At 71.7% G+C, this 12,233-nt stretch carries 9 protein-coding genes; 3 read left to right on the forward strand and 6 right to left on the reverse strand.

Features of this window, described 5'->3' with window-relative positions:
• Positions 1-87: 87 nt before the first annotated feature.
• Complete coding sequence (locus tag AB0G47_RS22485; protein ID WP_360772661.1) at positions 88-2,289, forward strand: hypothetical protein; 2,202 nt, start codon at positions 88-90, stop codon at positions 2,287-2,289.
• Positions 2,290-2,931: 642 nt separating this feature from the next.
• On the opposite strand, the gene AB0G47_RS22490 is transcribed toward AB0G47_RS22485, so the two are convergent.
• The 3 genes from AB0G47_RS22490 to AB0G47_RS22500 all read right to left on the reverse strand — a co-directional run bounded on the left by AB0G47_RS22490 (position 2,932) and on the right by AB0G47_RS22500 (position 6,430).
• Positions 2,932-4,644, reverse strand: a complete 1,713-nt coding sequence (locus AB0G47_RS22490) for a hypothetical protein (RefSeq protein ID WP_360772664.1) — start codon at positions 4,642-4,644, stop codon at positions 2,932-2,934.
• 238 nt (positions 4,645-4,882) lie between these two features.
• Positions 4,883-5,056, reverse strand: coding sequence for a hypothetical protein (locus tag AB0G47_RS22495; RefSeq protein WP_360772667.1), 174 nt, complete (start codon positions 5,054-5,056; stop codon positions 4,883-4,885).
• A gap of 60 nt (positions 5,057-5,116) precedes the next feature.
• On the reverse strand, positions 5,117-6,430 hold the full coding sequence (locus AB0G47_RS22500) for an MFS transporter (protein WP_360772670.1): 1,314 nt from the start codon (positions 6,428-6,430) through the stop codon (positions 5,117-5,119).
• Between the two features lie 105 nt (positions 6,431-6,535).
• Here AB0G47_RS22500 and AB0G47_RS22505 point away from each other — a divergent pair, with 105 nt between their 5' ends.
• Positions 6,536-6,988 (forward strand): helix-turn-helix domain-containing protein, encoded by a 453-nt coding sequence (locus AB0G47_RS22505; protein ID WP_135329663.1) that lies wholly within the window; start codon positions 6,536-6,538, stop codon positions 6,986-6,988.
• Positions 6,989-7,020: 32 nt separating this feature from the next.
• Here AB0G47_RS22505 and AB0G47_RS22510 read toward each other — a convergent pair whose 3' ends face one another.
• Complete coding sequence (locus AB0G47_RS22510) at positions 7,021-8,583, reverse strand: sigma-70 family RNA polymerase sigma factor (protein ID WP_360773188.1); 1,563 nt, start codon at positions 8,581-8,583, stop codon at positions 7,021-7,023.
• Positions 8,584-8,879: 296 nt separating this feature from the next.
• Here AB0G47_RS22510 and AB0G47_RS22515 point away from each other — a divergent pair, with 296 nt between their 5' ends.
• Entirely contained in the window at positions 8,880-9,335 is a 456-nt protein-coding gene (locus tag AB0G47_RS22515) for a hypothetical protein (protein ID WP_360772674.1), read from the forward strand.
• 83 nt (positions 9,336-9,418) lie between these two features.
• Here the strand turns inward: AB0G47_RS22515 and AB0G47_RS22520 are convergent, their stop codons facing one another.
• The gene (locus AB0G47_RS22520) at positions 9,419-10,561 is read right to left on the reverse strand and encodes a serine hydrolase domain-containing protein (protein WP_360772677.1); all 1,143 of its coding nucleotides are present in this window, start codon (positions 10,559-10,561) and stop codon (positions 9,419-9,421) included.
• Positions 10,562-10,631: 70 nt separating this feature from the next.
• The gene (locus tag AB0G47_RS22525) at positions 10,632-12,167 is read right to left on the reverse strand and encodes an AMP-binding protein (RefSeq protein WP_360772680.1); all 1,536 of its coding nucleotides are present in this window, start codon (positions 12,165-12,167) and stop codon (positions 10,632-10,634) included.
• Positions 12,168-12,233: the final 66 nt, after the last annotated feature.

Here is a 12,233-nt window from a genome sequence, read left to right on the forward strand (position 1 = left end):
CTCGCCAGGACGAAGATCGCTCTCTACGGTGGCACCAGTGATGCTTGGGGGCAGGCGCCCCGAGAACGGAGCGAGGGGGAGCCCTGGATGGCGAGCGAAGAGCCCGATGTGCCGAACGGGCCGGAGCCTTCGGTGATGCACACGCACAACGACCTGTCAGGAATCGTGCACGGGCCCGTCGTCCAGGCGGGGCAGGTGCACGGCGGCATCACCTTCAACGTCCAGCAGGCGCAGGCTCCCGGACCGCACGTCACACCGGACCAAGTCCCGCCCGTCCTGGGGAGTTTCGTCAATCGGCGGGACGACATCGCACGACTCGACGGCTGGTTCGGCGCGGGACGCTCGCAGCGGAGCCGGGCCCGGGTCGGTCTCGGGCTCCTCTACGGTCTGCGCGGGGTCGGCAAGACGTCGATGGTCTGCCACTGGGCCGAGCAGGGGCGCGCGCTCTTCCCCGACGGGCAGATCTACGTCGACTTCGCCTCGCTCGGCGGGCCTTCGGGCGGCAGCGACGTGTCCGAGGCCGCGCGCAAGTGCCTGCTGGCGATCGGGATCGGGGAGTCGTACATTCCCGCGACGTACGAGGACCGCGTCGCGCTGTTCCGGTCGCATTCGGCGCCGCGCCGGTTACTGATGGTCTTCGAGAACGTCAGCCACCCGGCCCAGGTGCGGTCGCTGATTCCCAAGGGGCCCGGCAGCGTCGTGCTGGCCACCAGCCACGCCCGCCTCGGTGAACTCGCCGTCTCCGGGGCCAGGTTGCTGCCCGTGGAACCCTTCGGCCACGGCAGCGGCCTCGAGTTGCTGGCCGAGCTGTGCGGCGACGATGCGGTGACGGACGAGGAGGAGGCGGCCCGGCATCTGGTCGAACTGTGCGCCGGTCTTCCCGAGGCGCTCAGCGTGCTCGCCGCCCGACTGCTCGCCGGTCCGCGGCTGACCATGACACGCCTTGCCCGCGAACTGGCCGACGAAAGCGGCCGGTTGGCGGGGATGGCGGTGGGGAAGGAGCGTTCCGTGACCGCGGTGTTCGATCTCACCTACCGGGAGCTGTCGCCGGAGGCGTCCCGGATGTACCGGCTCGTGTCCTGCCTGCCGGGAGGGTCGTTCGACGCGGGGGCCGCGGCTGCCACCGCCGGGCTCGGCACGGACACCGCCCGCTCCCTCCTCGACGCCCTGGAGGAGGTGCGGCTCCTCGACCTGACCGAGGACGGCCGCTACCGCTTCCACGATCTCGTACGCCTGCACGCCCGCGAGCGCGCCGCCCAGGAGGAGACGCGGGGCACCCTGCGCGCGGCGGTCGAGCGCATGGTGACGCACTATCTCGCCCTGACCGCGTTCGCCGACCGGGCCGTCAGAGCCGACCGGCTGCGCATCGCCGATCTCGCCGAGCTTCTGGCGGACGCGCCGGACCCCTTCGCCGCCGACGGCTCACCGGCCCCGCTCGACTGGCTCGAGGCCGAACACCCCACCATCCTCGAAGTGTTGCGCACGGCCTTCGACGAGGGCCTGTTCACGCAGGTGTGGCAGCTCTCCGAGGCGTTCACGGTGCTCTTCCTCCACCACCGGCATCTCGCCGCCTGGAAGGAGTCCCTGGAGCTGGGCGTGGCGGCCGCGGTGGCCGACGCCACGCCGGTCCCGGCGGCCGAGGCGAGGCTGCGCAGCCTGCTCTCCCGCCCGCTGATGAGCCTCGGCGAGCACGAGGCGGCCCGCGTCGAACTGGAGAAGGCCGTGGCCTGCGCCGAGGTGTCGGGGCACCCCGTGGTGCACGCCTCCGCCCTGGAGTTCGCCGGACGCCTCTGGGAGCGCACCGACCTGCCCCGGGCCATGGCGGCGTACCGGAAGTCCCTCGAACTCAACGTCCAGGGAGGGGAGTTGCGGGGCGCGGCGATAGCGACGTACTTCCTGGGCCGCACACAGGACGCCCACGGCGATCACGCCGCCGCCCTGGACACACTGCGGGAGGCACACCGGGCACTGACGGCCTGCGAGGACCCGAGGATGGCGGCGCGCGTCCTGATCGCCGTCGCAGCGGTGCACGAACGACACGGCAGGACCGACGAGGCGATCGCCGCCCTGGAGGACGCGGCGGGGGCCCTGCGCGCACTGGAGGCGTTCCACTACGAGGCCGAGGCGAGGGTGGCCATGGCCAAGATCCTGGAGGCCCGGGAGGAGGACACGGCGCGGCGCCGCGCTCTGGTGCTGAGGGCGACGGAGATCTACGAGTCCGAAGGCAACCCGGAGGCAGGGGAGTTGAGGCGGTGGCTGGGGCGGATGTCCGGGGAGAGTGATGTGTGAGGTGTGGCGGACGAGGCTGTCTGACACCCGCAACGGACAGGATCTCCGGCCGCCCGGGCGCGCCGCCTGACCGAGGGGAGCGGTCGTCGCCTGGAGTCGGATCCAGAGGGCGAAGGCGGTGGCTGCGGGGCGGTGGTGCGGTCGGCGGGGCTTTCGCTGAGTGGGGCGCCTGAGGTGCGTTGGAGGTCGGGCGTGCGGCTCAGTCGGGGGGAGTGGTCGTCGCGTGGGGGCGGATGCGGAGGGCCACGTCTTCCTCGCGCGTGTCGCCGATTCGTAGTGTCACGGTGGTGTCTGTCAGGGGGAGCTCCGTGCGTAGGCAGGTGTAGAAGGCGGTGGCTGCGGGGCTGTGCTCGGACGGTGGTCCGGTCAGTGATGCTTTCGCTGAGCCGGGCGCCTGACGTCCGTTGGAGGTTAGGCGAGGGGGGTTCGGTCGTCGCTTGGGGGGGGCGGATGCGGAGGGCGTTGTCTTCCTCGCGTGCGTCGCCGATTCGCAGCGTCGCGGTGGTGTTCATCAGGGGAAGGTCTGCGCGTAGGCAGGTGTAGAAGGCGGCGGCTGCGAGGCTGTGCTCGGATGGTGGGCCGGTCAGCGACGCCTTTGCTGAGCGGGGTGCCTGACGTGCGTTGGAGGTTCAGGCGAGCGGCTCAGTCGAGGGGCTCGGTCGTCACCTTGGGTCGGATACGCAGGGCGACGTCCTCCTCTCGCACGTCGCCGATCCGTAGTGTCGCGGTGGTGTTTGTCAGGGGAAGGTCCGCGCGCAGGCAGGTGTAGACGGTGGCGGCCGCGAGGCCGGGGCCGGGCGGTGGGCCGGTCATCGTCGCCTCCACGAGGCGCCCGTCCCGGAGCGCGGCCAGGCAGCCGCCGCCGGACAGCGTCGTCGCGGCGAGCAGTGCGCCGGGGTAGCGGTCGAGGGTGTCGTGCGCCCAGTTGATCGCCTCGGCGGCCGTCGCGGCCGGGGCGCGGCGCAGCAGTACGGACGCGCTCTCGGTCAGCCGGGTGTCCCGCTCGGCGTCGTCGCAGGCCAGGTGCGTGAACGTGCCGGGCTCCTCGCCCGCCGTGTCACCGACTGCGGCCGGATGGCGTCGCACGACGACGGTCGCGGGTTCCTGGTCCCGGATCACCGATGTGGTCACCGTCCAGGACGTGACGACATCGGCCGCCGGTTCGGGGCACGGTGGCGGCGACGGGGCGGGCGGTGCGGTTCGCGGCTCCGGCAACTCCATCAGCCGGTACACCGCCGTCCGCAACCGGGCGAGCGCGAGACCCGGTTCGGCGAAGGCGTGGTCGGCCACGGCGGCGTACCGCCCCGGGGCGGGTGGACGGAGCGCGTGCCGCAGTTGGGCGTACAGATCGCCGTGCGGGTCGAACCGGGGCGCGGTACGGCCGAGTTCGGCGATCGCCGTGCCCGGCACGGAGTCGTGGCCGAACGCGCCGAGCAGGACGGGCTTGCCGAGCGCCGCCCCGTACAGCGTCACCGAACCGTGATCGCCGACGACGGCCGATGCCGCGACGAGTACCGACTGCCACGCGCCCACTGGCGGAACCAGCAGCAGGCCCGCCTCCAGAGCGGTGGCCGCCTGCACGTTCCGGATCTGCCAACTTCCGTGCGCCGCCCAGACATTGGGGTGCACGATGGCGGCCACCCGATACTCGTCGCAGGGCAGCGCGGCAAGGAGCCGTGCCGGGAGATCGGGCGTCCGGCCGAGCAGCGAGGTACGTCCCCAGGTCGAGCTGAGCACCACGAGGTGCTGGTCGTCGCGCAGGCCGAGCGCGCGCCGGTACGCGGCGGCCCGCCCCGCGCCGGCCCGCAGTTCGTCGTAGACCGGGTCGCCGACGAGCAGCGTGCGCCCCGCGGCCTTCGGATGGGCGGCGACCAGCTGCTCCTCCTGGGCCGGATGGGAGAGGGCCAGCCAGGCCCGGCCCGCTTCGAGCAGCCTGTCCGGTACGACACCGGAGAGCCGGTCCTGCGCCGAGCGTGAGTCCGGAACGAACTTCTGGAAGCCGATGCCGTGCGGCAGGACGAGGACCGGGCACGCGCCGTCGGGCACGTCGATGTTCTCGCTCGCCGAGACGATCAGGTCAGGCGTGATCCGGCCTAGCTGATCCCACGGCATGACCCGGCAGCCGGAGGCGTGCAGCAGATCGAGGACTCCGTCGTTGAAGGCGGAAGTGCCGTCGTACGCGAAGACGACGCTCACCCGGCCGTCGCCGCGCAGCAAGGCCGGCAGACACTCCAGGACACGCACGGTCGACGTCACCGTGCGAGCCGCTACGACCAGGGTCTTCTCACCGCGGAAGGTGGTCCAGCGCTCGGCGTCGTGCCCGACGGGGACGCGCAGGGGCCCACCGCCGTTCATGCCCGCCCAGAGGAGCGCCGCCGAACGGCCCGAACGGCCCCGCCGTCACGCCGCTCGCCGCTCGCCGCTCGCCGCTCGCCGCTCGCCGCTCGCCGCTCGCCGCTCGCCGCTCGCCGCTCGCCGCTCGCCGTCATCGTCGACCTATCGCAGTTCAAGCCGCGCCACAACCTTTCCCCGAGAGCCCCTCCGATGAGCTGGGCACACGTTACCGGCGGCGCCCGACGAGGTGCCGTGCGGGCTACGGCGTCGCCTCTCTCCCCCCCCGGGCCCGCCGCTCGGCGACTCCTGCGAGCAACCTGCGGCTCTGTTCCCCGGACGCCGCGAGGTCGGCGCGGGTGCGCTGCAGGGCGCCCCCGGTCTCGTATCCGATCGTCGGGTGGATCGTGGGCACGAGCCGCGTGACGTTGCCCATGTCCGTCGATGCCAGGGTCGTGCCGTGACGGCACCGTACGCATCGTCGGCCTGTACACGGTCAAGCGCATGGGGCATCTGCTGGACGCCGCGGGGCGCCGGAGCGGCATACGGCCGATCTCGCCCTGGTAGGAGTCCTGGTAGCAGTGCTGTTCCGGGTGAGCGCCCACAAGGCGAGGCCGAGGCAGCTGAACGCGGTGCCCAGTGCGCATACGGCGCCCCAGCCGGCCACCGTGTAGAGGGAGGTCGCGGCGATGGCGCCGGTGGCGCTGCCGATCGAGTAGAAGACCATGTACCCGCCGATCAGCCGGCTGCCCGCGTCCGGGTGCAGGGCGTAGATCAGGGTCTGGTTGGTGACATGGACCGCCTGCACGGCGAGGTCCAGCAGGATCACGCCGACGGCGAGCGCCCAGAGCGAGCTGCGGGTGAAGGCCAAGGGCAGCCATGAGGCGGCGAGCAGGGCGAGCGCGATGCCGGTGGTCCGCCCGGAGAGCCCGCGGTCGTTGAGGCGGCCCGCCACGGTCGCGGCCAGCGCGCCGACGACACCGATCAGGCCCAGCGCCCCGATCGCGCTGTGCGACAGGAAGTACGGGGCCTCGCTGAGCGGCAGCGCCACGCTGCTCCACAGAGTGCTGAAGGCGGCGAAGATCAGCAGGCCGAACAGGGCCCGGAGCCGCAGGAGTTGTTCCCGCGCGAAGAGGGTGATGGTGGAGCGCAGGAGTTGTCCGTAGCGCAGGGGTGCCGGCGGTACGGCGCCGTGGCGCGGCAGCACGCGGTACAGGACCAGGGCGAGCAGCGTGGTGAGTGCTGCCGATGCGAGGTAGACGGAGCGCCAGCCCGCGAGATCGGCGATGAGTCCGGATGCGGTGCGGGCGAGCAGGATGCCGATGACCACACCGCTGGTGACGGGACCGACGACCCGTCCGCGCCCGGCGGCAGGTGCCAGTGACGCCGCGAAGGCCACCAGTGTCTGCGTGACGACCGCGAGAAGCCCCATCGCGGCCATGCCGGCGAGCAGGACCGCCGCGGTGCGGGCGACGGCCACCACGATCAACGCCACTGCCAGGAGCAGCAGTTGGGCCACGACGAGCCGTCTGCGGTCGGCCATGTCGCCCAGCGGTACGAGGAAGAAGAGGCCGAGTCCGTATCCGACGTGCGTGAGGGTGACGACGCCGCCGACGAGCGCCGGGCTCATGGCGAGGTCGTGGCCCATGGTCACCAGGAGCGGCTGGGAGAAGTAGACGTTGGCCACCGCGGCCCCGCAGGCGACGGCGAACAGGGTGACGACGCCGCGGGACAGGGCGAACGTGGGGCCTTCCCTGTCGCGGTCCTCGGTCCGTCGTGGCGCGGCCTTGCAGTTGCCGGGCATCAGCACTCCTCACGTACTTCTCCGCGTATCTGGTTTCATCTTGCTACCAGTAGCGGTGACAGTAGCCCTGATTGGTAGCATGTTGCAACCAATGTGAGAGCGAGGGACGCCATGGTGACCAGGACCCGCTTCGACGACAGTGAATGCCCCGTCGCCCGGTCGGTGGACGCGATCGGCGACTGGTGGTCCCTGCTGATCGTGCGGGACGCCTTCGACGGGAGCCGGCGCTTCGGGGAGTTCCAGCGCAGCCTCGGCGTCGCCAAGAACATCCTCACCGCACGCCTTCGCACCCTCGTGGCCGGCGGTGTCCTCGAATCCGTCCCCGCGTCGGACGGCAGCGCCTACCGCGAGTACGTACTGACTCCGAAGGGCAAGGCGCTCTTCCCCGTCATCGTGGCCCTGCGGCAGTGGGGCGAACAGAACTTCTTCGCCCCCGGTGAACCGCACTCGGAGCTGGTCGACCGCCGGGAGGGGAATCGCCTCCGCGCACTGGAGGTGCTGTCGGCGGACGGGCGACGTCTTGACCCCGACGACACCTCCGTCCACAAGGTCTCGGCCCAGTGAGCCGAGTCAGTGCGCCGAGTCGGTGAGCCGCGTCAGAGCGCCGCGCCGAAGGCCTGTGTCCACCAGGGGCCGCCGGAGCCGTTGTGGATGCCCACTCCGAGTTCCTTGAAGGAGCAGTTGAGGATGTTGGCCTTGTGGCCCTCGCTGTTCATCCAGGAGTCCATGACCGAGGCCGGGGTCTGCTGGCCGCGTGCGATGTTCTCGCCGTAGGTGCTCCAGCGGTAGCCGGCCGCGGTGATGCGGTCGCCGGGGTCCTTGCCGTCGGGGCTCGTGTGGTCGAAGTAGTCGCGGGCGGCCATGTCGGCGGAGTGGTTGGTGGCCGCCGTCGCGAGCTTGGCGTTGGAGGTGACGGGGCCGCAACCCGCCTTGGAACGCTCTTTGTTGACCAGTGCGATCACTTGGTCGGCGACGCCGCTGGGCGTGGCCGGCGGCGGGGCGGCGGTCTTCGTCGGCTTCGGCGTGGGCTTCGCCTTGGTGGGGGTCGGGGAGGGCTTCGCCTTCGTCTTGGTCGGCTTCGGCTTGGGCTTGGCCTTGGTCTTGCTCGGGGACGCGGAGGGCTTCGGCGACTTGCTCGGGCTCTTGGAGGGGGAGGCGCTGGTGGGGGACTCCGTGGCCGCCGCGGTGGAGGGCGAGGTCTCCTCCGACTCCGGAGTGGCGAGGACGTAGGCGCTGCCGCCGCCGATCAGCAGGGCGGCGGCAGCGGCCGCCACGGTCGCGTTGCGGCGGCGGCGCCTGGTGCGCCGCAGGCGTGCCCGGCCGCGGGCCGACGGGGCGGCCGAGTGGGCGGCCGAGGGCGACGCGTGGGCGTTCGCCACCGTGACAAGGCCCGGTGCCGCGACCCGGTCCGCGAGCGCCGCCGTCACCGGGACCAGGCCGAGGGCGATGAGCAGCCGCTCCGCCGGCACCAGGTTCGACCAGTGGCTCGCGCAGGCCGCGCAGTCGCGGGCGTGCCGGGCGAGCCGCTTGCGCCAGAGCGCGGAGGGCACGCCGTCCCAGCCGGCGGCTATCTGCTCCAGCTGGACACAGCGCGGATCGGCCGACAGTGCGCGCACCACCACGCGGGCCGTCTCCAACTGGGCCTTCATCCGCTGCACCCGTACCGCCGTGTGCTGCGGCGTCTGCTCAAGGGCGGCGGCGACCTCGACCCTGGAGAGCTCGCCTGCGGACTCCAGCCACCACAGGGAGAGCAGCGCGCGGTCGTCCTCGTCCAGCCAGCGGGTGGCCTCGGCGGTCTCGCGGCGCTGGCCGGAGAGCCCGAGGCGGGCGATGGTCAGGTCGACGAAGTCGGCGCCGGGGTCGACCACGTCGTACGCGTCGGCGAGCCCACCGCCGGCCGGTATCGGCTCGGCCCCGCGCCCGCGCCAGTGGCCGCGTATCTGATTCATCGTGATGGCCACGAGCCAGCTGCGGAAACTCTCCGGGCTGCGCAGCCCCTCAAGGCCCGCGAGCACGCGGAGCATGGTCTCCTGCACCACGTCGTCCACGTCCGCGTGGCCGTTCAGGGCCCGGCCGACGATGTTGTAGACCAGCGGCAGGTACTCGGCGACGAGCTCGTCCTGCGCCTGCTCGTTCCCCGCCCGTGCCGCCATGATCATCGCGACTTCACGTTCACTGCTCACGGTTGTCCACTCTCTGTCCTGGGACCTGTCTCCTCCGACAGAAGGGGAGATCCCTGGTCTCCGCCCCGATAACAGAAACCTGAGGGACAGCGGGAAATTGGCCGCGGTCTTTGCGGACAATGCACCCAAGATGGGCCAAATGCGCCTCGTGGGGGCACGGATGCTGTCCCTCCTGCCCGGGAACGGTGCCACGACATCGGCGGCCGGCGCCAGCAAGAGTGGGGGATGCCACGATGTGGGGCAGGAGAGACGCGTGGGTACGGGGGGAACGTATGGAAGAGGCGAGCGCTCGGCCTCGTCGACGCACGGCGCTGTTCTGGCTGCTCGCAGGATGCGTGGTGTGGACGCTGGCGGTGGTCGTCTGGGCCGCCGTCGCCCTGCTCACCCCGGACGCTCCACCGCCCGAGGAGGCGGTGGAGCGCAGGGCCGCGATGCATCACGACCAGCACCCGGGCACGCGTTTCTATGTGCCGACGTACGCCAAGACGCAGCAGGACGGCACCTCCGTGCTCCGGTACCGGGTCGGCAACAGTGACGACTCGGGAGTCGCCGACTTCCTCCGGACGTACGACATCACCGCCGAGCCGCGGCGGACCGGCCCGTCCGAGGAGCGGTACGCCGACCGCTTCGACGGGGTGCGGCGCACCGTCACGGTCGTCTACGCCCAACCGGCCGACGACGAAGGCCACTTCGACTCGGCGGCGCGGATCACGGTCAGGGCGCGGTGAGACGTGCGAGGCCGGTCCAGGCTTTCATCGCGAGGACCGAGTCCAGGCTGTCCTGCTGTCCTGCTGTCCTGCTGTCCGGCGCCTCAGCCGACGCATGCCCCCAGCGCCTCGATGAGCCGCCTCGCGCGCGCGTCGCCATGGCCGATCATGCGGTTCGCCGTGTAGGCGAAACCGACCCCGAACTCGTCGTCGCCGAAGGCGAATTGGCCGCCCGAGCCGTCGTTGCCGAAGCTGCGGGCGCCGAGCATCGGGCGGAACCGGGGCGCGTCGAGCAGGAAGCCGGAGCCCCAGCGTGCGCCAAGGTCGGGGAAGCCGGACCAGGACGGGCCCGCCGTCAGCTCGCGCAGCGCGTCGGTGACGGTGTCCGCCGTGAGCAGCCGGGGCGCGCCGTCGACTCCGGTCGCCGCGGCCGCGTACAGCGTCGCGAGACCGCGCGCCGACGACACCGCGCCCGCGCCGGGAATCTCGGCGCGCAACAGCGCCGGGTCGTTCCAGCCGTGCGGTTCGTCGAGGCCGGGGAAGGCGAACGCCCCGTTCATCGTGACGATCCGCATCACGAGCGACTCGGGGTCGGGGTTGCCGGGGCGGCCCGCGGCCTCGGTGAGCCGGGCGAGGCGGGGCATCTCCTCCTCGGGCAGCCCGATCCACGTACGCAGGCCGAGGCGGTCACCGACGGCCTCGCGGAAGTACGCGCCCGGTGTGCGCCCGGTGACGCGGCGGATCAGCTCACCGAGCACGAAGCCGAAGGTGTGCCCGTGGTACTCGTGGGCGGTGCCCGGCTCCCACAGCGGCTTCTGCTCCTCGATCGCGCGGACCACCGGCGTCCACGCGGTGATCTCGTCGAAGGTGAGGGAGCGGTCGAGGGCGGGGAGTCCTGCGCGGTGCGCGAGGACCATGCGCGCAGTGATCGCCTCCTTGCCGCCGCGTGCGAACTCCGGCCAGTGCACGGCCACCGGAGCGTCCAGGTCCAAGCGCCCTTCCTGGGCGAGCAGATGGACGCAGACGCTGACGACGCCCTTGGCACAGGAGAAGACCGGTACGACGGTGTCCTCGTCCCACGGCCGCCCGGTCCGCTCGTCCGCGACACCGCCCCACAGGTCGACGACCTTGCGCCCGTCGACGAACACCGCGACGGACGCGCCGAGTTCACGGGACTCCTCGAAGTTCCGGGTGAACGCCTCCGCGACCGCCCCGTACCGTTCGTCGGCCCATCCGCCGTGCTCCACCGTGACTCCTCATCCATTGATCATCGACCGGGTCACGGTATGGGCCGGTGGCAGCCGGCTCCAGCGATTTTCAGTTGACCCCCCGCTCGCGCCCCTCCCAGTAGGGCCGGCGCAGCTTGTACTTCTGGAGCTTTCCGGTGGCCGTGCGGGCCAGTTCGGCGCGGAACTCCACCGAGGTGGGGGCCTTGAAGCCGGCCAGGTGGGCCTTGCAGTGCCGGATCAGGTCCTGCTCCGTGGCCTCGGTGCCGGAAGCGAGGACCACCAGCGCCTTGATGGTCTCGCCCCACTTCTCGTCCGGCACCCCGATCACCGCGACCTCGGCCACCGCGGGATGGCTGAACAGGACGTCCTCCACCTCGATCGAGGAGACGTTCTCACCGCCGGTGATGATCACGTCCTTCTTGCGGTCGCTGATCGTGAGGTGCCCGTTCTCGCCGATGCTCCCGCCGTCGCCCGTGTGGAACCAGCCGTCCTCCAGCGCCTCGGCGGTCTCGTCGGGCTGCTCCCAGTAGCCCTCCAGGATCACGTTCGAGCGGGCGAGTACCTCCCCCTCGTCCGAGGTCCGCAGCGTCACCCCGAGGGCGGGCGGGCCGGCCTGCACCAGTTTCTCCGCGCGCTCCCGCGGCTCCAGGACGTCCCACTCGGCGCGCGTGCGGTTGATCGTGAGGAGCGGGGACGTCTCGGTGAGGCCGTAGATCTGGATGAACTCCCAGCCGAGCTCGGACTCGACCCGCTCGACCGTCTGCGTGGGCGGCGGTGCCCCGGCGACGATGACCCGCACCCGGTCCCGGCCGGGGATCTCCCCCTCCCAGGACTGCGCGGCGGCAAGCACCGCGTTGACCACCGCAGGCGCCGCACACAGCACGGTGACGCCGTGCTCGGCGACGCGGCGCAGGATCTCCGTGCCGTCCACCTTGCGCAGCACGATGTGGCGCGCGCCCATGCCGGACATCGCGAACGGCATGCCCCAGCCGTTGGCGTGGAACATCGGCAGGGTGTGCAGATAGACGTCCCGGTCGCTGACGCCCGCGTGCAGCGCGAACGTCAGCGCGTTCACCCAGATGTTGCGATGGGTGATCTGTACGCCCTTGGGGCGGGCCGTGGTACCGCTGGTGAAGTTGATGGTCGCGGTGGCGTTCTCGTCGGGCTCCCAGGGCTCGGGCTCGGTGCCGAAGCGGTACAACTCCTCGTCGGCGGCCGCCCCGAGCGTGAAACGGTGCGCGCAGTCCACGCCCGCGAGACGCTCCGTCAGCTCGGGGTCGACCAGGAGCACGCTCGCCCCCGACCGCCCGACGATATGGCTCACCTCGTCGGCCGTGAGCCGGAAGTTCACCGGCACGAGCACCCTGCCGTATCCGCTCACCCCGAAGAACGACGTCAACAACCGTGCGCTGTTGGGCGAGACCACCGCGACGCGCGCGCCGTGCGGCAGCCCGAGCGCGTCGAGCCCGGCGGCCTGGGCCCGCGCCAGCTCACCCACCCGGTGGTAGGTGAGCCCCTGCCAGGGCTCCGCGGGCTGATCCGGTTCGTCGACGATGCCGACGCGGTCCCCGTACACGGTCGTGGCGCGGTCCAGAAAATCAAGGGCACCGAACGGGACGAACATCCTGGCCTCCCGAAGCTCATGTGGCGTACGGCGCCCATAGGACCATGGACACCGCACACCACATAC

This window comes from Streptomyces sp. NPDC021622, assembly GCF_040640795.1.
Taxonomy (GTDB): Bacteria; Actinomycetota; Actinomycetes; order Streptomycetales; family Streptomycetaceae; genus Streptomyces.

What these genes read in the sequence shown, in the direction of transcription:
- AB0G47_RS22485 (WP_360772661.1), top strand. Translation starts at nt 88, where the DNA reads ATGGCGAGCGAAGAGCCCGATGTGCCGAACGGGCCGGAGCCTTCGGTG.
- AB0G47_RS22490 (WP_360772664.1), bottom strand. Translation starts at nt 4,644, where the DNA reads ATGAACGGCGGTGGGCCCCTGCGCGTCCCCGTCGGGCACGACGCCGAG.
- AB0G47_RS22495 (WP_360772667.1), bottom strand. Translation starts at nt 5,056, where the DNA reads ATGGGCAACGTCACGCGGCTCGTGCCCACGATCCACCCGACGATCGGA.
- AB0G47_RS22505 (WP_135329663.1), top strand. Translation starts at nt 6,536, where the DNA reads ATGGTGACCAGGACCCGCTTCGACGACAGTGAATGCCCCGTCGCCCGG.
- AB0G47_RS22510 (WP_360773188.1), bottom strand. Translation starts at nt 8,583, where the DNA reads ATGATCATGGCGGCACGGGCGGGGAACGAGCAGGCGCAGGACGAGCTC.
- AB0G47_RS22515 (WP_360772674.1), top strand. Translation starts at nt 8,880, where the DNA reads ATGGAAGAGGCGAGCGCTCGGCCTCGTCGACGCACGGCGCTGTTCTGG.
- AB0G47_RS22525 (WP_360772680.1), bottom strand. Translation starts at nt 12,167, where the DNA reads ATGTTCGTCCCGTTCGGTGCCCTTGATTTTCTGGACCGCGCCACGACC.